This is a genomic window from Bradyrhizobium sp. DN3, assembly GCF_041357655.1.
Taxonomy (GTDB): Bacteria; Pseudomonadota; Alphaproteobacteria; order Rhizobiales; family Xanthobacteraceae; genus Bradyrhizobium.
The window spans coordinates 1-21,607 of the sequence record NZ_JAULLN010000030.1 but is presented as its reverse complement, the minus strand read 5'-3'; the positions used below and the strand labels follow the sequence as shown (position 1 = coordinate 21,607).

General features: G+C 63.8%; 19 protein-coding genes, 2 pseudogenes and 1 riboswitch. Of the genes and pseudogenes, 17 read left to right on the top strand and 4 right to left on the bottom strand.

Annotated features, from left to right (window positions below; all coding sequences use genetic code 11):
- Positions 1–10: 10 nt before the first annotated feature.
- From AAE027_RS32730 to AAE027_RS32695, 8 genes are all read left to right on the top strand, one after another.
- Positions 11–1,402: a pyruvate dehydrogenase complex E1 component subunit beta gene (locus tag AAE027_RS32730; RefSeq protein ID WP_091885648.1), complete on the top strand. Its 1,392-nt coding sequence runs from the start codon at positions 11–13 to the stop codon at positions 1,400–1,402.
- Positions 1,403–1,405: 3 nt separating this feature from the next.
- Positions 1,406–1,708, top strand: coding sequence for a DUF5076 domain-containing protein (locus AAE027_RS32725; protein WP_027559362.1), 303 nt, complete (start codon positions 1,406–1,408; stop codon positions 1,706–1,708).
- A gap of 1 nt (position 1,709) precedes the next feature.
- A complete protein-coding gene (locus tag AAE027_RS32720) occupies positions 1,710–2,162 on the top strand; it encodes a nucleoside deaminase (protein WP_128933542.1) in 453 nt (150 codons plus the stop codon).
- Positions 2,163–2,224: 62 nt separating this feature from the next.
- The gene (locus tag AAE027_RS32715) at positions 2,225–3,580 is read left to right on the top strand and encodes a pyruvate dehydrogenase complex dihydrolipoamide acetyltransferase (RefSeq protein ID WP_370990023.1); all 1,356 of its coding nucleotides are present in this window, start codon (positions 2,225–2,227) and stop codon (positions 3,578–3,580) included.
- Positions 3,581–3,602: 22 nt separating this feature from the next.
- On the top strand, positions 3,603–3,836 hold the full coding sequence (locus tag AAE027_RS32710; RefSeq protein ID WP_128933544.1) for a hypothetical protein: 234 nt from the start codon (positions 3,603–3,605) through the stop codon (positions 3,834–3,836).
- Positions 3,837–3,853: 17 nt separating this feature from the next.
- Complete coding sequence (gene lpdA, locus AAE027_RS32705) at positions 3,854–5,275, top strand: dihydrolipoyl dehydrogenase (RefSeq protein WP_370990022.1); 1,422 nt, start codon at positions 3,854–3,856, stop codon at positions 5,273–5,275.
- 128 nt (positions 5,276–5,403) lie between these two features.
- Positions 5,404–6,645: a threonine synthase gene (locus tag AAE027_RS32700; protein WP_370990021.1), complete on the top strand. Its 1,242-nt coding sequence runs from the start codon at positions 5,404–5,406 to the stop codon at positions 6,643–6,645.
- Positions 6,646–6,834: 189 nt separating this feature from the next.
- Positions 6,835–7,803, top strand: coding sequence for a tripartite tricarboxylate transporter substrate binding protein BugD (locus tag AAE027_RS32695; RefSeq protein WP_370990019.1), 969 nt, complete (start codon positions 6,835–6,837; stop codon positions 7,801–7,803).
- Positions 7,804–7,851: 48 nt separating this feature from the next.
- On the opposite strand, the gene AAE027_RS32690 is transcribed toward AAE027_RS32695, so the two are convergent.
- The 3 genes from AAE027_RS32690 to AAE027_RS32680 all read right to left on the bottom strand — a co-directional run bounded on the left by AAE027_RS32690 (position 7,852) and on the right by AAE027_RS32680 (position 10,987).
- Entirely contained in the window at positions 7,852–8,238 is a 387-nt protein-coding gene (locus AAE027_RS32690; protein ID WP_176945503.1) for a response regulator transcription factor, read from the bottom strand.
- A 95-nt stretch (positions 8,239–8,333) separates the two neighbouring features.
- Positions 8,334–9,005: a response regulator transcription factor gene (locus tag AAE027_RS32685; RefSeq protein WP_370990017.1), complete on the bottom strand. Its 672-nt coding sequence runs from the start codon at positions 9,003–9,005 to the stop codon at positions 8,334–8,336.
- A complete protein-coding gene (locus AAE027_RS32680; RefSeq protein WP_370990016.1) occupies positions 9,002–10,987 on the bottom strand; it encodes a PAS domain S-box protein in 1,986 nt (661 codons plus the stop codon). The genes AAE027_RS32685 and AAE027_RS32680 overlap by 4 nt, the downstream gene beginning before the upstream one ends.
- An 806-nt stretch (positions 10,988–11,793) precedes the next feature.
- On the opposite strand from AAE027_RS32680, the gene AAE027_RS32675 reads away from it, so the two are divergent.
- From AAE027_RS32675 to AAE027_RS32665, 3 genes are read left to right on the top strand one after another with little or no spacing between them, the layout of a single operon-like run.
- Positions 11,794–12,186 (top strand): hypothetical protein, encoded by a 393-nt coding sequence (locus AAE027_RS32675; protein WP_091885606.1) that lies wholly within the window; start codon positions 11,794–11,796, stop codon positions 12,184–12,186.
- Positions 12,183–12,371 (top strand): hypothetical protein, encoded by a 189-nt coding sequence (locus AAE027_RS32670; protein WP_091885602.1) that lies wholly within the window; start codon positions 12,183–12,185, stop codon positions 12,369–12,371. Before AAE027_RS32675 ends, AAE027_RS32670 begins: the two co-directional genes overlap by 4 nt.
- The gene (locus tag AAE027_RS32665) at positions 12,368–12,721 is read left to right on the top strand and encodes a hypothetical protein (protein ID WP_370990014.1); all 354 of its coding nucleotides are present in this window, start codon (positions 12,368–12,370) and stop codon (positions 12,719–12,721) included. Before AAE027_RS32670 ends, AAE027_RS32665 begins: the two co-directional genes overlap by 4 nt.
- An 82-nt stretch (positions 12,722–12,803) precedes the next feature.
- Here the strand turns inward: AAE027_RS32665 and AAE027_RS32660 are convergent, their stop codons facing one another.
- Positions 12,804–14,993 (bottom strand): transglycosylase SLT domain-containing protein, encoded by a 2,190-nt coding sequence (locus AAE027_RS32660; RefSeq protein ID WP_370990013.1) that lies wholly within the window; start codon positions 14,991–14,993, stop codon positions 12,804–12,806.
- A 325-nt stretch (positions 14,994–15,318) separates the two neighbouring features.
- Between AAE027_RS32660 and AAE027_RS32655 the strand changes: the two are divergent.
- The 6 genes and pseudogenes from AAE027_RS32655 (at position 15,319) to AAE027_RS32630 (ending at position 21,416) form a co-directional block, all read left to right on the top strand.
- A pseudogene (locus tag AAE027_RS32655) lies at positions 15,319–17,054 on the top strand (adenylate/guanylate cyclase domain-containing protein).
- Positions 17,055–17,176: 122 nt separating this feature from the next.
- Positions 17,177–17,353, top strand: a complete 177-nt coding sequence (locus tag AAE027_RS32650) for a hypothetical protein (RefSeq protein ID WP_164934897.1) — start codon at positions 17,177–17,179, stop codon at positions 17,351–17,353.
- Positions 17,354–17,505: 152 nt separating this feature from the next.
- Positions 17,506–17,715 carry a hypothetical protein gene (locus AAE027_RS32645; protein WP_091885589.1) on the top strand — a complete coding sequence of 70 codons (210 nt, stop codon included), beginning with the start codon at positions 17,506–17,508 and terminating at the stop codon, positions 17,713–17,715.
- A 151-nt stretch (positions 17,716–17,866) separates the two neighbouring features.
- On the top strand, positions 17,867–18,124 hold the full coding sequence (locus AAE027_RS32640; RefSeq protein ID WP_370990012.1) for a hypothetical protein: 258 nt from the start codon (positions 17,867–17,869) through the stop codon (positions 18,122–18,124).
- Positions 18,125–18,213: 89 nt separating this feature from the next.
- Positions 18,214–18,428: riboswitch (cobalamin riboswitch) on the top strand.
- A 200-nt stretch (positions 18,429–18,628) separates the two neighbouring features.
- A pseudogene (locus AAE027_RS32635) lies at positions 18,629–20,779 on the top strand (TonB-dependent receptor).
- Positions 20,780–20,840: 61 nt separating this feature from the next.
- The gene (locus AAE027_RS32630) at positions 20,841–21,416 is read left to right on the top strand and encodes a hypothetical protein (protein ID WP_370990011.1); all 576 of its coding nucleotides are present in this window, start codon (positions 20,841–20,843) and stop codon (positions 21,414–21,416) included.
- The last annotated feature ends 191 nt before the right edge of the window (positions 21,417–21,607 follow it).

Sequence of the window (21,607 nt, the reverse complement as noted above, 5' to 3'; positions counted from 1 at the left end):
TGGAGTCGATATGCCAATTCAAGTGCTGATGCCCGCGTTGTCGCCCACGATGGAGAAGGGCAACCTCGCCAAATGGCTGAAGAAAGAGGGCGAGCCGATCAAGTCGGGCGACGTCATCGCCGAGATCGAGACCGACAAGGCGACGATGGAGGTCGAGGCGACCGATGAGGGCACGCTCGGCAAGATCCTGATCCCCGAGGGCACCGCTGACGTCGCGGTCAACACGCCGATCGCGACCATCCTCGCCGACGGCGAGAGCGCCGCCGATCTCGCGAAAGCACCCGCACCGGCCAAGCAGGAGAAGGCTGCGGAGTCCGCTCCGCCCGCCGCTGCAAAGGCCGAAGCGCCTCAGCCCAAGGCCGCGCCAGCCGCGCCGCAGGCCGTGGCCGAGCCCGATCCGGAGGTGCCTGCCGGCACCGAGATGGTGACGCAGACCATCCGCGAAGCCTTGCGCGATGCCATGGCCGAAGAGATGCGCCGCGACGCCGATGTCTTCGTGATGGGTGAAGAGGTCGCCGAATATCAGGGCGCCTACAAGGTCACCCAAGGTCTGCTCCAGGAGTTCGGCGCCAAGCGCGTGATCGACACCCCGATCACCGAGCACGGCTTTGCCGGCGTCGGCGTCGGTGCCGCGATGACCGGCCTCAAGCCGATCGTCGAGTTCATGACCTTCAACTTCGCCATGCAGGCGATCGACCAGATCATCAACTCCGCGGCCAAGACGCTGTACATGTCCGGCGGCCAGATGGGCTGCTCGATCGTGTTCCGCGGGCCCAACGGTGCCGCTGCGCGCGTTGCCGCCCAGCACAGCCAAGACTATTCGGCCTGGTACTCGCACATTCCCGGTCTCAAGGTGGTCGCGCCGTATTCCGCGGCCGATGCCAAGGGTCTGCTCAAGGCCGCGATCCGCGATCCCAACCCGGTGATCTTCCTCGAGAACGAGGTGCTCTACGGTCACACCGGCCAAGTGCCCAAGCTCGACGATTTCGTGATTCCGATCGGCAAGGCGCGCATCGTGCGCTCCGGCAGCCACGTCACCATCATCTCCTGGTCGAACGGCATGACCTATGCGCTGAAGGCCGCCGACGAGCTCGCCAAGGACGGCATCGAGGCTGAGGTGATCGACCTGCGCACGCTGCGACCGATGGACACCGAGACCATCATCAACTCGGTCAAGAAGACGGGCCGTGCGGTGACGGTGGAGGAGGGCTGGGCCCAGAGCGGCGTCGGCGCCGAGATCGCCGCGCGCATCATGGAGAACGCCTTCGATTATCTCGACGCGCCGGTTACGCGCGTCTCCGGCAAGGACGTGCCGATGCCTTATGCCGCGAACCTGGAGAAGCTCGCGCTGCCCTCGGCGGCGGAAGTCGTCGAGGCCGCCAAAGCCGTCTGCTACAGGTAGACCATGGCGGGCCCGAAGGAGCAGCCACTGCCGCCCGACGTCATGACCCGCGAGGACGCGGTCGAGATCCTGCGCGTGTTCGTGCTGGACGGCGGGCTGTCGATGGCGTTCCAGCGCGCCTTCGAGGAGCCCGACATGTGGGGCCTGCTGCTCGTCGATCTCGCCCGCCACGCCGCGCGCGCCTATGCGCGCGAGAGCGAGTACACCGAGGAGGACGCCTTGAACCGGATCCTGGACATGTTCCAGGCCGAGATCGAACGTCCCACCGACACCGGCACGACGACGCCGCGCGGCAAGGGGCACTGACGTGGCGATCGAATCCTATCACTACGATTTCATGCTGGAGGCGATCCGCGAGGCGGAAGCCTCGATCGCGCAAGGTGGTCTGCCAATCGGCGCGGTGCTGACGCGCGACAACAAGATCATCGCCCGTGGCCACAACAACCGCGTGCAGGAGAACAATGTGATCCTGCACGGCGAGATGAGCTGCCTGCGCGAGGCCGGCGCGATCACGTTCCACGACACCGTCATGTACACCACGCTGTCGCCCTGCTCGATGTGCGCCGGCGCGCTGGCGCTGTTCAAGGTCAAGCTGGTGGTGATCGGAGAATCCGTCACCTTCCCAGGGTCCAAGGACATCCTCGACAAGTTCGGCATCCCCTGGATCGATCTTGCCGACGACCGCTCCATCACCATGATGAAGACGTGGCGTTCCAATCCCGCCAATGAGCGCCTGTGGCAGGGCGACATCGGCAACTAAACCTGGTCTGTTCGTCTTCGCTGTCGAAGGCGACGTTTTGAGAAGTTCTTCGTGAGGTCAGCATGCCCATCAACATCCTGATGCCCGCTCTCTCGCCGACAATGGAGAAGGGCAACCTCGCCAAGTGGCTGAAGAAGGAAGGCGACAAGGTCAAATCCGGCGACGTCATCGCCGAGATCGAGACCGACAAGGCGACCATGGAGGTCGAGGCGATCGACGAGGGCACGATCGCCAAGATCCTGGTGCCCGAAGGCACGCAGGACGTCCCGGTCAACGACGTGATCGCGGTGCTGGCCGGCGAGGGCGAGGACGTGAAGGCCGCGGGCGCCGCGAAGCCGACCGCCTCGGCTGCACCGCCCAAGGCCGCTGAGTCACCTGCTGCTGCGCCGGCACCGGCACCTGCTCCGGCCGCACCGAAGGCGGCGCCGGCACCTGCCGCCGCACCGGCGGCGCAGGCTGCAGCTCCCGCGGCGCACGGCAACGGCCATGGCGGCCGCGTGTTCTCATCGCCGCTGGCGCGCCGTATCGCCAAGGAAGCCGGCATCGACGTTGCGATGGTCACGGGCACCGGCCCGCACGGCCGCGTGGTCGCGCGCGACGTCGAGCAGGCCAAGTCCGGCAAGGGCCTCAAGGCGCCCGCGGCGGCGCCGTCCGGGGCGCCAGCGATCGCGCCGACCATGTCGGACAAGCAGATCCTGTCGCTGTTCGAGCCTGATACCTACGACATCGTCCCGCATGACGGCATGCGCCGCACCATCGCGCAGCGCCTGACCGCGTCGATCCAGAACGTCCCGCACTTCTATCTCACCATCGACTGCGACATCGGCAAGCTGCTGGTCGCGCGCGAGGAGATCAATGCGGCTGCTCCCAAGGACAAGGAGAAGAAGCCGCTCTACAAGATCTCGGTCAACGACTTCGTCATCAAGGCAATGGCGGTGGCGCTGCAGAAAATCCCGAACTGCAACGTCAGCTGGACCGAAAGCGGCATGGTCAAGCACCACCATTCCGACGTCGGTGTTGCCGTGGCGATGCCGGGCGGCCTGATCACGCCGATCATCCGCAAGGCGGAGACCAAGACGCTCTCCACCATCTCCAACGAGATGAAGGATTTTGCCGCGCGCGCCCGCTCGCGCAAGCTGAAGCCTGAGGAATACCAGGGCGGCACCACGGCCGTCTCCAACCTCGGCATGTACGGCATCAGCCACTTCACCGCCGTGATCAATCCGCCGCACGCGACCATTCTGGCCGTGGGCACCAGCGAAGAGCGTCCCGTCGTGCGCGGCGGCAAAATCGAGGTCGCGAACATGATGAGCGTGACCTTGTCCTGCGATCACCGCGCCATCGACGGCGCGCTCGGCGCCGAGCTGATCGGTGCGTTCAAGCAGCTGATCGAAAATCCCGTCATGATGATGGTCTGACGCGGCGGCAGAGGGGGCAACCTTGCATGTCCGTACCCGCTGGCCATGGATATCGCTGCTGCTCGGAGCCGTTGTCGCGCTCAATCCGATCGGGCTTGATTTTCTTCAATCCGCCTTCCTGTCGGGAGAGCAACTGTCGCGAAACATCGCTCAACCCATTGTGTTGAGCGCGCTGGCCATTCTGGTCCTGGTCGGGATCATCGAATGGCTGGTCAGGTTTGTTGTCTTCAAGCGCCGCGCCCGCGGCGCTTCTTGAGTTGAACGGGAGCCGCTATGGCCGATACATCCTTCGACGTCATCATCATCGGCTCCGGTCCCGGCGGCTATGTCACCGCGATCCGCGCCGCCCAGCTCGGCTTCAAGACGGCGATCGTCGAGAAGTCGTATCTTGGCGGTATCTGCCTGAACTGGGGCTGCATCCCGACCAAGGCGCTGCTGCGTTCAGCCGAGATCTACCACTACATGCAGCACGCCAAGGATTACGGCCTGTCGGCGGAGAAGGTGTCGTTTGATCCGAAGGCCGTGGTGCAGCGCTCGCGTGGCGTCTCGAAGCAGCTGAACACGGGCGTCGGCTTCCTGATGAAGAAGAACAAGGTCAGTGTGATCTGGGGCGCGGCCTCGATCGACGCACCCGGCAAGGTCACCGTGAAAAAGTCCGATGCCGAGGCGCCGAAGGGCTCGCTGGGCGAGGGGACCTACCAGGCCAAGCACATCATCATCGCGACCGGCGCGCGACCGCGCGTTCTGCCGGGGCTCGAGCCCGACCAGAAGCTGGTCTGGACCTATTTCGAGGCGATGGTGCCGGACCGGATTCCGAAGTCGCTGCTGGTGGTCGGCTCCGGCGCGATCGGCATCGAGTTCGCGTCCTTCTTCCACACCATGGGCTCTGACGTCACCGTGGTCGAGGTGCTGCCGCAGATCCTCCCCGTGGAGGACGCGGAGATCGCAGGGCTCGCGCGGAAACGCTTTGAGAAGATGGGCATGAAAATCATGTCCTCGACCAAAGTCACAAAACTCGAGAAGAAGGCCGACAGCGTCGTCGCCACCATCGACGACGGCAAGGGCAAGCCTGTCACAACTGAGTTCGAGCGGGTGATCTCGGCGGTCGGCGTGGTCGGCAACATCGAGAATCTCGGCCTGGAGAAGTTGGGGGTCAAAACCGACCGCGGCATCATCGTGGCCGACGGCCACGGCAAGACCAATGTCCCCGGGATCTACGCCATCGGCGACGTCGCCGGTCCCCCGATGCTCGCGCACAAGGCCGAGCATGAGGGTGTGATCTGCGTCGAGGCGATCAAGGGCCTCAATCCGCACCCCATGGACAAGAACATGATCCCGGGCTGCACCTATTGTCATCCGCAGGTCGCCTCGGTCGGTCTCACCGAAGCCAAGGCCAAGGAGAATGGCCGCGAGATCCGCGTCGGCCGCTTCCCCTTCGTCGGCAACGGCAAGGCGATCGCGCTCGGCGAGGACCAGGGGCTGGTCAAGGTGATCTTCGACAAGAAGACCGGCCAGCTTCTCGGCGCTCACATGGTCGGCGCTGAAGTCACCGAACTGATCCAGGGCTATGTCGTCGCCATGAATCTGGAGACCACGGAAGAAGAACTGATGCACACGGTGTTCCCGCATCCGACGCTGTCGGAGATGATGAAGGAATCCGTGCTGGATGCTTATGGACGGGTGCTGAATATTTGACCGCTTCCGTCATTGCGAGCGAAGCGAAGCAATCCAGACTGTCTCCGCGGAAAGACTCTGGATTGCTTCGCTGCGCTCGCAATGACGGAAAAAGAGAGCTGTTCTCAGAATAAGAAGGAAACCAACCCATGCACGACAACGACAACCTGACCATCGAACGTCCGACCTTCGTCACGCATCTCGAATGCGCGATGGAGGGCGATCATTACGCGGCCGACCAGGTCCACAACCTCTCCAAGGCCGGCAAGCCGCTCCTGGTGCGCTACGACCTCACCGGGGTGAAGAAGGCGCTGACCAAGGACGCTTTGGCCCAGCGCCCCGCCGACATGTGGCGCTACCGCGAGTTGTTGCCGGTGCGCAAATGCAAGGACATCGTCTCCCTCGGCGAAGTCACGACGCCGCTGATCCGGCTGCCGAAGCTCGGCGCCAAACTCGGCGGCGGCGAGATCATCGTGAAGGACGAAGGGCGGCTGCCGACCGGCTCGTTCAAGGCGCGCGGCCTCGTGATGGCGGTGTCGATGGGCAAGGCGCTCGGCATCAAGCACATGGCGATGCCGACCAACGGCAACGCCGGCGCGGCGCTCGCGGCCTATGCGACGTCGTGCGGCATCAAGACTACGATCTTCTGCCCGGCCGACACACCGGAAGTGAATGTCAGCGAGATCGAGCTCCAGGGCGCGACCGTCTATCGCGTCAACGGCTATATCGACGATTGCGGCAAGATCGTCGGCGAGGGGAAAGCAAAAGTCGGCTGGTTCGACACGTCGACGCTGAAGGAGCCGTACCGCATCGAGGGCAAGAAGACGATGGGTCTCGAGCTCGCCGAGCAGCTCGGCTGGGACGTGCCAGACGTGATCTTCTATCCGACCGGCGGCGGTACCGGCCTGATCGGCATGTGGAAGGCGTTCGACGAGCTCGAGAAGATCGGCTTCATCGGCCCCAAGCGTCCGCGCATGGTCGCGGTGCAGGCCTCGGGCTGCGCGCCGATGGTGCGGGCCTATGACGAGGGCACCGAGCATGCGACGCGCTGGGAGGATGCGCACACCATCGCTTCCGGCATTCGTGTTCCGCAGGCGATCGGCGATTTCCTGATCCTGCGCGCGGTGCGGCAGAGCAAGGGTTTTGCCGTCGCGGTCGACGACGACAAGATCTCGTCGGCTCTCAGCGAGGTTGCGCGCGAGGAGGGGCTGCTGTTGTGCCCCGAGGGCGCCGCCACCTACGCCGCCTACAAACAGAGCCTCGCCGACGGCCGCGTCAGCAAGACCGACCGCGTGATGCTGTTCAACTGTGCGACCGGCCTGAAATATCCACTGCCGCCGGTCACCCGTACGCTCGATCGCCACAAGCCGATCGATTACACGCAGTTCTAGAGTATGATCCGGAAAAGTGTGCAGCGGTTTTCCGAAAAGATCATGCTCAAACGATAACCTAGAGCGCGATGACGATTCATCCTAATCTCATCGCGCTTTAGATTAGCGCGGCAATACGCCACGATTGATCCCTCTTCCCGTACGCGGGCAGAGGGCCAAAATAATAAAGACATTGCTGGGGAGAGGACCATGAAGGCCGCTTGGGCTGCGCTGATTGCTATTCTCGCTGTTGCAGGCGCCGCGCGCGCCGACGATTATCCCACGCGTCCCATCACAATCATCGTGCCATTCGCGGCCGGCGGGCCGTCGGATGCAATGGCGCGGGTGCTTGCGGAACGCATGCGGGTGTCGCTTGGCCAGCCCGTGGTGATCGAGAACGTCACCGGCGCGGGCGGCTTGATCGGCGTCGGCCGCGCCGTGCAGTCACCGCCGGACGGCTACACCATCTCATTCGGCCATCTCGGCACCCACGTCGCCAACGGTGCCGTCTACAAGCTCAAATACGACCTCGTCGCCGACCTCGAGCCGGTGGTGCTGTTGCCGAGCAATCCGATGATCATTGTCAGCAAGAACGCGGTGCCCGCGACCTCGCTGAAAGAGTTCATTGAGTGGCTAAAGTCGCGGCCGTCGCCGCCCACAGCAGGCACCGCCGGCGCGGGCTCCGGCAGCCACATCGCCGGCGTCTATTTCGAGAGCGTCTCCGGCATCAAGCTGCAATACGTGCCGTATCGCGGCACCGCGCCCGCCCTCAACGATCTCATCGCCGGCCAGATCGACCTCATCGTCGACCAGACCTCCAACTCCATCAACCAGGTCCGCGCCGGCACCATTCGCGCCTTCGCCATCACCGACGACAAGCGCCTGCCGTCGGCGCCGGAGATTCCAACCGCGGCGGAGGCGGGTCTCAAGGGTTTCAACATGACGCTGTGGTCGGGCATGTGGGTGCCGAAAGGGACGCCGAAGGAGATCGTGACCAAGCTCAATGCGGCGGCCGTGGAAGCGCTGAACGATCCTGGAGTGAGGAAGCAACTCGAAAGCCAGGGCCTGGAGATGACGCCCAAAGATCAGCTCACGCCAGAAGCGCTCGGCACCCGCCAGAAGGCCGAGATCGCAAAATGGTGGCCGATCATCAAGGCGGCCAACATCAAGGTGGATTGAGGCGGCGGTGCTGGTGTCAGCGTGTCGCCTTCGCTGACCGCCGGACAATCACTTCACGGTTTCGCCACCTTCTGCCAGCGCCACCTCCAGGCATTGCATCAGATCCGAGGCGGCGAAGGGCTTACCGAGGAAACAACTTGCCCCGGCTTTAAGCGCACGCACACGCACGCTCTCATCCGGGAAAGCGGTGATGAAGATGAATGGCGTCGCCGACCCCTGGGCGCGCATCTGCGTCAGCAGATCGATTCCAGTGACCGACGGCATCTGCACGTCCGCGATCACGCACGAAGTGTCGGTCGAATCGGTCGACCGCAAAAACTCCTCGGCGGAGGCGAATGTGTGGACAATGTATCCGCGGGATTCCAAGAGATTGTTGATTGCGGCCCGCACATAGGGATCATCATCAAGCACCGAAATGACCGAAGCCACTGACAAGACGTCCGCTCCTCGCTCGGGATTGCGCTTGCCGTCGCCACGGCCATACCTAAACGTGCAAGGTGGACCTGCCAGCCACCATTGGAAACTCATACTTAGGTTTGTACGTCGGGCTTGCTGGGTCGAATCCCGAGCGCCTCGCTCATCCTCACGAGGTCGGCCAGCGACTTCGCACCCATTTTTCGCATGATCTGGCCGCGATAGATCTTGACGGTGATTTCCGCCAAACCGAGCTGGGCGGCCACTTGCTTGTTCATCAGGCCCGACGTCACCAGTGACAAGACGTCCCGCTCCCGCGAGCTGAGTGACTCGAAGCGTGATCTGACGTTCGATACCGTCTTGTTGAGGTCGCGGCGCTTGCGGTCTCGCTCGATCGCGGCCTGGACCGCGTCCAGGATGTCCTGGTCGCGAACCGGCTTGGTCAGGAAGTCGATCGCGCCGCTCTTCATGGCCCGAACGGTCATGGGAATATCACCATGACCGGTGATGAAGATGATGGGCGTCTGGATATTTGCCTTGGCAAGATCGGTCTGCAGCTCTAGGCCGCTTGTTCCGGGCAGGCGGATGTCGAGCACCAAACAACTGGGGACTTCTGGCGGCTTGGCCTGCAGGAGTTGCGGCGCCGAGCCGAATGCTTCGACCTTGAGGCCGACCGACTCGAATAGATTAGTGAGCGCACGGCGCATGGACGCGTCGTCGTCGACGATGAAGACGATTGGCTGGTCGCCGTCCTCCTTGGTCGGCGAAGGCCCCGCGCGCTCGGTCACGATGCGTCCTCTCGATGGAGTGGCAGCGTGATCTGAAAGGTCGCGCCATGCTCCCGGTTCGGTATGGCGGAAAGTCGTCCGCCATGCGCCTCGATAATGGAGCGGCAGATCGACAGGCCCATGCCCATGCCGGAGGACTTCGTGGTGAAGAACGGCATGAACAGGCGGTCCATTGCCTGTTCGCTGATACCGGCGCCGCCGTCGGAGACGCTCACCAGCACCGCGCCATCGTCGTCGGCCGCTGAACGGATCGCCAGCTCGCGCGGGCGATCATCGATGCCTTCCATGGCCTCGATCCCGTTCTTGATCAGGTTGATCAGGACCTGCTGCAATTGAATTCGATCGCCAAAGATCCTGGGCAGTGCCGACGACAGCTCCATTCGAACCGACACGGCATGGCTGGCCATCTCACGCTGAACGAGCGCGACAGCCTCGCGCACGACCACGCTGACGTCGAGCGGAGCCATCTCGATTTCGGAGCGCTTGGCGAGCGCCCGAACGTGACGGATCACGTCGCTGGCACGCTTGCCGTCCTCGATGATCCACTCCACCGAGCGGCGCGCCGCCTTGAGATCGGGCGGACTGCGCTGCAGCCAGGCGACGCAAGCGTCGGCGTTGGCGATCACCGCGGCGAGCGGCTGGTTGATTTCGTGGGCGATTGAAGCGGTCAGCTCACCCAGTGTCGTGACGCGCGTGACATGGGCGAGCTCGGCTTGAGCCTTGCGCAGCGCATCTTCGGCCTGATCGGCCCGGATGGCCGCGGTCACGTCGGTGCAGACGCCCCGATAACCCAGAAAGGCCCCGTTGGCGTCGAAAAATGGCTTGCCGCTGGTCCGGACATAGATCGGGTGTCCGTTGCGGTCCTTGCTGCGGTACACGAGATCGCGGAACGGGATGTGGGCGTCGAGCGCCGCCCGATGTTGTCGCCATTTTTCGGGCTCGAGATCGGAGTCCGGAGCAATGTCCCAGCGCGTGAGCCCGATCAGGCCGGCGGGGGCGGTGACGGTATCTGAATGTTCCGATACTTGGGTGACGCGATGGTCTGGCCCCGTCTCCCAGAACCAGTCGGAGGCGGTTTCGGCATAGTCGCGAAAGCGCTGCTCGCTGTCACGAAGCCTGCGTTCTGCCTCCTTGGTCGCCGTGATGTCGGTCACCGATCCCACGAACTCCACGTGACCGCTGGCATCTCGCGTCGCCCGGGCGACCGCTCGGACGTACTTGATGGAACCGTCGGGCATCACCAGCCGGTATTCGTGATCGTAGTCTTTCCCCTCGCGCGCCGCCCGGCCCGTGGTCTTCTGCACTGCGAGCCGGTCCTCCGGATGGATCCGCTGGAGCATGAACGGGATCTCTGGCTTGGTCCCTTCGTCGCATTGGAAGATGCGATAGGTCTCCTTGGACCAGGTGATCTCGCCGGTTGCGGCCCTCCAGCCGAAACTGCCGGTGTGGCTCAATTCCTGCGCCTGGGCGAGGTAAGCTTCGCTCTGTCGCAGCGCATTCTCCGCTTCCTTGCGCTCGGTGATGTTCTCGCAGGCGACCAGCACGATTGGCCCGCCATTGGCCCGCAGCATGGTCTTGGCGTTCTCGCGCACCCATAGCACCGAGCCGTCCTTGCGAACCTTCCGAATCTCCCAGGTGTGCGACTGATCGATGGTCTCAAGGCACAGTGCGACACACGCGCGGACGAAGTCGCGGTCTTCCTCGAAAAAGACATCCAGCACCGATCGGCCGATCAACTCGGCGGCCGTATAGCCCAACTGCGCCGCGCCGAACGTGTTCACGTTGATCACGGTTCCGCTCGGGTCGACCATGAAATACATGACCGGGTTGTGCTCGAAGACTTGCTGCCACTGCTTGACCGCCTCCAGCAGACCGGCGTCACCGGTCTCAGTGCGCGGCTTGGGGGTGACAACTTGCCTGACACAGCCGGCGAGGAATTGCGCGGCTGACTTCCCGAACGTGGCTGCCCGGCCCGGCTTCATCGCAGACGCTCCCGGCGCTCTCTGCGTGAACACAAGTAGAGCACGTTGCCGCCGGAGGAGCAATTCCGGCCAAAGTCGGATGGCGACTGCGACATTGGCCTTGGAATTGGCTGCTCGCCGCCCTGTTCGCCGCAGCGCATCAAGCACGTCGTGCCAGGCAAGTTTTTCACGGTCGCCGTGCAGCTCCTACATCGTTCGCCGTCTCGTTGAGCATGAGCCATCGCGAGAGTCCCGGGCGACTACGGGACAAACCTAAGTATAGCTCCTCCATTCCTAGTCATGTCGGCCAATTACCTCCGTACAATTGAGCGTCTTGTTCTGGGGGGACTAGTCTCACGGCCAATCGGGAGTGTCGACCAGCCAATCGCAGTGTTCGCACGAGAACCGGGTCTGAAGCATATAGCCCCGGACGCTTTCACCGACAGGCAGGCGACCAGCTACGAGGCAGCTGCATTTATCGACACGCAGCCGCGGTCTCCGCAACTCACGACCCGCGTGAATTCGAAGGAAACCAATAGGCAAGAGCGCAAGCAACCGAAAGAGGGAGAGAACAATGTGCGATACGTCGCAACTTCCTGAGCGTCGCCTATCCGAGTCCGAACGTTGCTCTTCAATCAAGGGCTGTGCGGTGTGTGGCGGCAAGTTTGGTCTGATCCGCTACTATTCCTGGCGCACTGCGCTCTGCTCCAAGAAATGCGTTGATCGCTTCCGCACACGCCGCGAACGCGACCGCCGGTGGCTGTTTCGGGCGCAGGTCGCGTGAGGGCTGAATTGGAGAGCTGATATCTAATCCGGGAGCCCGTGCGTTGATCCGTTCATGCAAGCTCTTGTGCGCGATGGTTCTCCTCGGCGCCGCTGCGACGGCCCAGGCGCAGGAGACGGGACATGGCACCGTTCATCGCCAGCACCCACCCCAGGACCAGGCGCTGCACGAAAAATTCTATTCGACCTGGCACATGCCGGATAATCCGAGCCTCAGTTGCTGCAGCAACGCGGACTGCTATCCGACCGACATCAAGTACATCGACGGCCGGCTCTATGCACGGCGCAGGGAGGACGGGAGATTCATTCTGATCCCACCGCAAAAAGTGGAGCGAAACAGGGATAATCCGGACGGCCGAAACCATCTTTGCGCTCCACCGCCCGCACTGTCTCCGATGGACAGCGTTTACTGCTTCGCTTTGGGAGGTGCCACATGAGATTCGCGTTCGTACTGGTGAACGGCCGGACCCCGTTCCGGAAGACCTGGTGCATGCAGTGCTGCGAGCCGATCGGCGGCAGCTATCTCCGCGAGATCGCGACCCGTCTGCCTTACTGCGACTATCAGTGTTACGCGTTGTTCTGCGAGGCGCTCGCGAAAGATCGCGTGAGGGCGGCTTCATGAAATTCGTGGTGGTCAATCACGAGCCCCCGTTGCGCGCCGCCACGTGCAGCGCATGCTCGCGGTCAATCGGGACCGGCTATGTCAGGCATGTGCGGACACAGCGCTGCTACTGTGACACCGATTGCTACCGGCGCGGCGAACTCGTCACGTACTTCATGCAATGGTCGATGCCCGGGCGCACGGAACCGGCCGCGGGTAACGTCGAGCTCGCCGCTGGCAACATGATCGAGACGTTGGCGGTCCTGAGTGCCGTCTCGTGCTGGAGCTGCACGATACACGCCTGGGCCTTCGCAAGAGCGTTGACCGGCGCATATTTGGGCGGTGGCGATCTGATCGATGGAAGGAGGTGACACCTGGCTGCGCGACTATACGCGCGTGGAAGCCGCAGCACCGTGACCCCGCAGGCGCCACGTCCAGCCCCGGCGGCGTTGACTAGGGAGCGGGTGCTGCGGCCGCCACGGGTGCGGTTGCGCTGACCTCGTGAGTGACGACGCGCTGGTCGCTCTTGCCGGCGATCATGCTGCTGTCTTCGAACCGCGCACGGTAGACAAGGACGTTCTCGATCACGCGCTGGACGTAGTTGCGCGTCTCCGACAGCGGGATGCGCTCCACCCAGTCGACCGGATCGACCTTGGGATCTCTGGGATCGCCACGCGCCTGCACCCATTCGCGCACGCGGCCGCGGCCGGCATTGTAGCCGGCGAAGGTCATGATCTGGTTGCCACGATATTCCGACAAGAGCGCGCTGAGCTCGGCCGCGCCCATCTGGGTGTTGTAGACGGGATCTGAGACCATCCTGTCCCAGTCATAGGTAAGGCCGAAGCGTTTGGCGGTGTCGCGGCCCGCTTCCGGGGTCACCTGCATCAGCCCGACTGCATTGGCAGGCGACTTGTCGCGCTGGTCGAACGAGCTTTCGGTGCGCGCCACCGAATAGATCACGCTGGTCTCGATCGCGGGTGCGACCTGCTTGTGCTCGGGAATGCCGATGGTGGGAAAGGCATAGTGGTCGAGCGCGAGCCCGCGCGCCAGGGCCGACTTGCCGACCTCCAGCATCACGCGTGCATCGTTGCGCTGTCCGGCGAGCGCGGCGAGCGCTTCGAGCGCCGCGGCGTCGGTGCTCTCCTTGGCAAAATCCTCGGCATAATAGAGCACAACGTCGCGCTCGCCGATATCGTAGAGCATGTTGGCTGCGCGCACGCGCTCGTCCGCCAACTGCGTGTCGGCGGCGGCCAGCACGGGCGAGGGCGCGCGCAGTTCGATCCGGTCCAGGCCGAGCTTTGCGCGGGCGAGCTGACCGTAATAGGCGGTCTGATAGCGCGCCGCTGCCCGATAGCTCATGCGCGCGTCGGCTGTAGCACCCATCGCCTCGGCGGCGCGGCCGCGCCAGTAATGGGCGCGCGACAGCGCGATCGGATTGGCCGAGCCTGCGTCGATCGCGGCGAAGTGCACTAGCGCCGTCTTGGGATCGTCGAGATAGCGCAGCGCGATCCAGCCGCACATGAAGTGGTAGTCGACCCGGTAGACTTCCTTTTCCGGCACCGCGGCCGTGCGCACCACGTCATAGGCGGTCTTGAACTTGCCCTGGTCGAGCAGCTTGCGCGCCAGCAGGCGGCGCTCGCGCCACCAGGCATCGGTGTCCTGCGCGGCCATCGTGTCGGGCCGGGCGGCGAGGATCACCTCGGCTGCGTCGTCGATGCGGTCGTTCTGAAGATGCCACTGGGCGCGGCACAGCACATAGCCGAGATCGCGCCGCGCCTCGGTCGAGACGTCCTCGAGATAGTCCTTGGCCTTGCTCGCCTTGCCGGTGACGGCGGCGCAGGCCTTCACGATCGCGAGCGCATCCTCGCCGAGACGTTTGGCCGCGCGCCGTGCGCCTGCATAGTCCTTGGCGCCGAGGCGCTTGTCCATGCGCGCGCGGTGATCGTCAGCGGATAGAAGATCGCTGAACGCCGCGTAGGAGTCTTCTTCGCTCCGCTCGGACAATTCGTCCGTGCGCCAGGCCTCGCGCACGAGACGCGCAGCCCTGTCGGTCTCGCCTTCAGTGAGCAGTACGCGGGCCAGCGCGAACTTGCCCTTGGCACTGGTCGGCCGGTCCATGGTGAATTTGTGCACAATGGCCGCGTCGCTCTTCTCCTGCCACAGCCGTGCCTCGGCGCGGCGGCGGAGCAGGGCGCTGCTCGGCCAGTCCGGATTGGCGGCGAGGAAGGCGGCGTAGCGCTTGAAATTCGCCGTGCTCTCGGAGTGGCGCAGCATGAACCAGTCCGCAAGCTTCTGTCCGGCGGGATCGGTGATGCGGTCGCGCGCGGCGCCCGCATCCTCGGTCTTGCCCTTGCGCGCGAGGTCGATCGCATCCTTCAGCGCGGCGAGATCGCCGGTCAGCGGCGGCGGTGCCGGCTTGTCCGAGGGCTCGTCGACCGCTTTCTTCGGCTTGCGTTTGGCCTCGGCGTGCTTGCCGTGCCGCGCTTTGCCGGCGGAGGCATGGCGCTGCTTGCCGGCTTTCGCCTCATGCGTCTTCTTCGGCGCGGATGATTTATGATTGCTCTTCGCCGCCAACTCGGTGGGAAGGAGGGCCATTGTGGCCACGGCAACGACACACGCGAGCGAGCGTAGGCACTGGTTCATTCCATGGTCCCCCTGCGAAACCACTACAAACCAAGGTCCGCGACGACATGCGGCTTGAGAATCAAGAGACGACACCAAACGATGTCATGACATCGTTTCGCATTCCTCACGCTCTCGCAACAATGCGGCAAAATACGGATGGGGAACTCGGGAACTTCCGAAATAGCGGAAAAGGCAGCGTGTTTAACCTTTGTTAACGATTGGGGCTCGCGCGACGGTTGCGTACGGCTCACGGCGTCAGAAAGGCGAATTGCGCGTGTTCCCATGGCTAAATCCGGTGTATTGAGTTCCCTCGCTTCATCCTTTCAGCCTTTGCCCTGCACCTATGCCGATTTTCAACCAGTCGATCCGGCGCAAGATCGTCGGTATCGCCCTCGGATTGATCGTCCTGATGCTGGTCACCTCGATCCTGTCGATGGTGATGTCGAGCAAGGTCGGCGTCCTCCTGGACGAGCTGACCAACCGCTACATCCCGGCCTACAGCCATCTGGCGCGCGCCAACATCCGCTCGCTGGAGCGTGCGCTGGCGCTGCGGCGCATGGTCATGACCAAGATGCAGTCGCCGTCGGACGAGGAGGCCTATGCGGCGCGCGTGCGCGAGTTCGAGCAGACCGACCGCAGGATCGAGGAGGAGGCCGAGAGCGCACGCACGCTCATCAACGCCATCATCAACGATCCCAGGACACCGTCCGACAATGCTGCCCTGGCGCGGATCGAGCTCCGCATCGAGACCGCCGTCACTGAGCTGCGCCGCGATCTGACCGAGGACCACGCAAAGCTGGCCAAGCAGGTCGATGCCAGACAGATGGCGGAGGCCCGCGGCACGCTGGAGCACATCGACGTGCTGCGCGACCAGTTCAATCAGAAGATCGATGCGATCCGCGCCGACATGCTGACGCAGGTTTTCTTCAGCACGTCGCAGGTGATCAGCCACCAGCACCAGGCGATCATCGTATCGGGCATCGTGACCTTGCTCGCAGCGATCGTTGGATTTGCCTTTGCGCTCCTGGTGAGTAGCGGCATCACGCGCCCGGTGCGGCTGCTGCTCGCCGGCACCCGCGAGGTCGAGGCGGGCCGGTTCGACAAGCCCATTACCGTCTCCACCCAGGATGAGATCGGCGAGCTTGCCGCGGCCTTCAACCGCATGATCGAGCAGCTCCGGCACAACGAGCGCATCCGTGAGACCTTCGGCCGCTACATCGACCCGAAGGTGGTGCAGGGCCTGATTGACCGGCCGGAGGTCGCCATCGACGGCCAGCGCCGGGTCATGACCATCATGTTCTGCGACATGAGCGGCTTCACCTCGATGAGCGAGGGCGTGACCCCGCGCGGTCTCGTCAAGGTGATGAACCACTATTTCACGGTGATGTCCGGCCCCATCCGCAGCAATCGCGGCATCATCGACAAATATATCGGCGATGCCATCATGTCTTATTGGGGCCCGCCCTTCATCGAGGAGGACGAGCAGGCGATGCTCGCCGGCCTTGCCGCCATCGAGATGGCCGATCAGGTGCCCGCGCTCCAGAAGCAGCTGCCGGATCTGCTCGGCATCCGCGCCATGCCGGCGCCGTGCGATCTGCGCATCGGCATCGCCACCGGCGAGGTCCTGACCGGCAGCATCGGCTCCGAGCTGATGATGAGCTTTACCGTGATGGGTGACGCCGTGAACCTCGCCTCGCGGCTGGAGGCCGCCAACAAGGCCTACGGCACCCGCATCCTGATCTCGCAAGCAACGGCGGATGCGATCGGCCACAGCTCGAACTGCGTGAGATCGATCGGCTCGCGGTCGCGGGGCAGCGCGCACCGCAAGCTGTTTTCGAGGTGATGGGCAGGGCCGGCGCACTCACCGATGCGCAAGCGCGCCTGCGCACGCTCTATGCCGAAGGTCTCGACGCCTATCGCGCCGGGCATTTCGACGATGCCCGCGCCGCGTTCAACGCCGCGCTCGAAGCGGTCCCCGGCGACGGTCCCTCGCGTACGCTGCTCGGCCGCATCGCGCAGTTCGAGGTCAACCCGCCGGACGTGGGTTGGGACGGCGCCTGGCGGCTGGAGCAAAAATAGCGGTGCCTGCCGTCCGGCGTCGCCGACCGGAAAAAACGATTCTACTCCATAACGATGTTCGCCGTGACCTATTTCCCGGGCTTAGGCTCGACGTCCCTGAGGCGTCAGATGGGGACACGCCGATGACACACCTTGAGGACAGGCTCGAACGGTTCGAGACGCTCTCCGCCGAGTGCGAGCTGATCGCCAAGCTCGCCACCGACAGCACCAAGCGCGAGTTCTATCTGAAGCTCGCCGAGCAGTACCGCCAGCTGGCAGTGGATATGCGGCAGGCGATCGCGACCAGCGCTGCTGCTTGAGGCCGACTGCAATCCGTTCTTAACATTTGGCGCGCATTCTCAGACGCATGCGGGCGTCGCTGATTGGCGATGGCTCGCGGTGGGAAGGCCGGGGCTCGTTGCGATGCAGCGCGCCTCGCGAGTGTCACTTGCCATGTTTGACGGGCAATCCCATGCGCCTCGTTGCAGTGATCATATTCGCGCTCATGACGGCGGCCTGCGATCAGGAGCAGGACATCACCGGCTCGACGTCGACCTGCCCGATGCGAAACTACAGCTACAATCCTCGCGACATGAACCAGTGCGTCAGCGCCTGCAAGTCATGCGATCACGGCACCACGGTCACCTGCACGACCTCCTGCACCCTCAAGGGGGCTCGCTGAGTTCTTGATGCGTGCGAAGGTCGGGAGCGACGCACCCAAAGTCGCTGACGACGCGCCAAAAGACAGGAGGCCGTCGGCGGTGCCCAGGCACCGGAACGATTCACTTGGATCAATCATTGAAGGAAGCGGGCAAGACGTGGAGTCCGATTGAATGGGTATGCTCGATCCCGGCCGGCTCCTGGTGTCGTGCTCGCATTGCGACGCTTGGCCGATGGCTGCCAACGTCAAACGTTCAAGCTGGTCGGCATTCCCGCGTGAGGTCCGTTTCGTGTGTTCGCGCTGCCGCCGCGAGGAGACAGCGATCGTCTCTGCCTCCGGCGAACTAACGCCGATCAAGCGCATCGATGTTCCGCCACGCGACGTCGCCGTCGCTTGGGCGCAGGCCCAGCGCCCGCGAGGGCGGACGTAGCTGCTGGGCCTCTGCTTGCGGGACGCACCGGTAGCGGCGAGTTGTCGCTGCCAGATGCAACCAGCCGATTGACTCCCGGGCTGCACGACTCGTAAAAGATCCACGACGGTTCTCCTCACGGAGATCAAAAGGGAACGTGGTGCGAGATTTTCCCAACGCTGGGATCTTCTCAATGCCATGGCTGCCCCCGCAACTGTAAGCGGCGAATCTCTCGTCCTATGCCACTGGGAATCTCGGTCCTGGGAAGGCGACGGAGAGGTCACGACCCGCGAGCCAGGAGACCTGCCGTCAGCCGTGGTCACACGCGAAGATGTCGGTCGGGGAGTACAGACATTAGCTTCACCGGAGCGATTGATCGCTCCGTCGTGAAACCTCGTTCGCTGTGACGTGCCACTGACGTCCTGCCGAGGTTTTATTCGCATGTCTTCCGTTTCCGCCGCCGTCCGGTGCCGTCGCACGGCCTGGCTGGCGTCCAGCTTCATCATTCCCGTTGTTGTCTTCAATATGAGGGGCGCCCGCGCCCAGACTGCCGCCGAGCAGTTGCCACCGGTCGAAGTGACCAGGCCCGACGATCAGAACCGCACGCGTGCCAGGGCGACCAGCGATGGCGACACGGGGAGGCGCCGGGCGATGCCGAACGGCGCGCCGACACGGACCGGCTCGTCCGGCTCTGGCGGCGAGGCGGCCAGCAACAATGGAGGCATCGTCGGCGCCGCCACGAGCGTCATCACGGCCGCCGACATCGCCCATGCGCCGTCGCAGACGCTTGCCGAGATCATCTCGACGCAAGTACCGGGCGCCCAGATCACGACGTTCTATGGCGGTCCGATCGGCGCCAAGACCAGTGTCGACCTGCGCGGCTTCGGCGCGTTCGCAACCGCCAACACGCTGGTGCTGGTCAACGGACGACGGCTGAACGACATCGACATGGCGCAGGTGGACCTTGCTACCATCCCGCTCAATTCCATCGAGCGTATCGAGATCACGCGCGGCAATTCCGGTGCGGTGCTCTATGGGGACAATGCGGTCGGCGGCGTCATCAACATCGCCACCAAGAACGGCGTCGGCGGACCGCCCATGGCCGCGCGCATCGAGGCCGGCTTCGGCTAGTTCAACACCAGGCTCGGCAACGTCTCGACATCGCTCAATTCCGGTCCGTGGTCGACCTCGTTTTACGGCAATACCGTCAAGACCGATGGCTATCGCGACAACAATCGCTATTCCCAGGAGAACGGTATCGGCAATCTGAACTACACGACGCCGGGGTTGACTGCTTTCCTGACCGTGACCAGCGACAATCAGGAACTGCGACTGCCGGGGGGCCGCACCGTCGATCCCTCGATCGGCCTCGACGAGCTCGCGACTAACCGGAAGGGGACCAGCACGCCCTTCAACTATGCTAACCAGCAAGGTATTGGCGCGACAGCGGGCTTCACAAAAACCCTGGTGAACGGCGTCGATCTCATCGTCGACGGCGGCATGCGCGACAAGAGGCAGCAGAGTGCATTCTTCTCCAGTCCGACGCCGGCGCCCGCCTTGTTCACCTCGACCTATGTCGAGGCCGATCTGACGACATGGTCGATCACGCCGCGGCTCAGCGTGAAGAGCCTTCTGTTCGGAATGCCGTCCCAGCTCTTGACCGGCATCGACTATTACGATGCGAGCTTTCAGCAGAACCGCGGCGCCGGCCAGGGTCTCGCCGCCTGGCACAATTACGACCTCAGGCAGCAGACCGTTGCGGGCTATTTTCAGCACACATTGGGTGTGACGCCCACGACCGACGTTTCCTATGGCGCGCGGGTGCAGACCATCAGTCTGTCGGCACGCGACAATTTTGATCCGACGGCTCCGTTCAACGCCGACATCGGCGCGCTCCCGCTCAGGAGCGACGAGACCCAATATGCGCTGCACCTCGGTGCCGAGCATCGCCTCAACGACATGGTCTCGCTGTTCGGCCGCGCCGCGCGGGCGTTTCGCACGCCTGACGTCGACGAGCGGGTGTCGTCGGGACCCTCATTCGACCCCTTCTTCAATCCGCTGCCGCAAACGTTCCAGCTCAAGACCCAGACCTCGCAGGATGTCGAGGCTGGGCTGCGTATCAAGGGAGGCGGTCTTCAGATGCAGAGCAGTCTCTATCTGATGGACCTCGCTAACGAGATCCATTTCAATCCAATCCTGTTCTACAACACCAATCTCGATCCGACCCGCCGTTTCGGCTCGGAGACCAGTGTCTCCTATCGCGTCAATGACGCTCTGCTCTTGCGCGCCGGCACGGCTTATACGAGGGCTGTCTTCCGCGAAGGCGTCTGGGCCGGCAATGACGTGCCGCTGGTCTCGCGCTACACCGCGAGTGCGGGTGTCACCTGGAACATCTGGCAGAACTATGTCGTGCTCGATGCCACCGCGCGGTTCTGGAGCGAGCGTCGCATGGACAACGACCAGGCCGGAACTCAGAAGCCGATTCCTGCCAATGGCACGATCGACTTCAAGCTCAGTGGTCGATATGAGCGGTACTTCTGGTCGCTCAGCGTCAACAATTTGCTGAACGCGCTCTACTACGACTATGCAGTCGCAAGCACCTTTACCGACGGTCGCTTCAGCGCCTATCCGCTGCCCGGCCGCAGCTATCTGCTCAAGGCCGGCGCCACGTTCTGACGTCGATGGGGCTGTCACACGTCCCCAAATGGTCTAGAATTCGAATAGAAGGAGATCACTTATGGCTCTCAGCATCCAGCCGTCTCACGCCGATCGCCTGCTGCTTCATCCGGTGACGCCGCGCCTTGCGCCGATGTTCTGCTTTGCGCTGCTGACGGCGTCATGCGCGCTCGCAAGCTTCGCGCTCGCCTGTGCAACACCGTTCGCGGCCTTTGCCGTCGTCGCGGCGGCGATGCTGCCGCTACGCCCGGCGCTGCTCGTCGTCACCGGCTCCTGGCTCGTCAACCAGACCATCGGCTTCGGCGCGCTGCATTATCCCGTCGACGGCAGCACCGTCGCCTGGGGTTTTGCGATCGGCGCGGCCGCGCTGCTGTCGACCGCCATTTCGTCCGCGGTGCTGCGTATGCTGCCGCAGGGCCGCACGCCGCTGGCCGTCACGCTCGTCGCCGCCTATGCGGCCTATGAGCTCGCGCTGCTCGCCGCGACGCCGTTCCTGGGCGGAGAGGGAGCCTTCACCGCAGTCATCGTGACGTGCCTTGGGCTGACCAGTGCCGCCTGGCTCGTCGGTCTCGTCGCCGCCTGCGAGATCGTCCGTCTGCTCGATCCGTTCGGGCGCAAGGGAGCGATGTCGGCCTGAGCGCCGCTGCGTTCGACGTGGCGCCATCCGGGCTACGGGATTTTGCTGTGTCGCTCCTCTGTCAATCCTAGCTCGCGAAAATATTCCGCTTTACCGAAATTCGGAATTGGCGTATGTGTCGCCCATCCCGGCTCATCCTTGAGGGGCGATCATGTGTCGTGATGATCGCAGAGCCGGGCTTGCGGTGGACG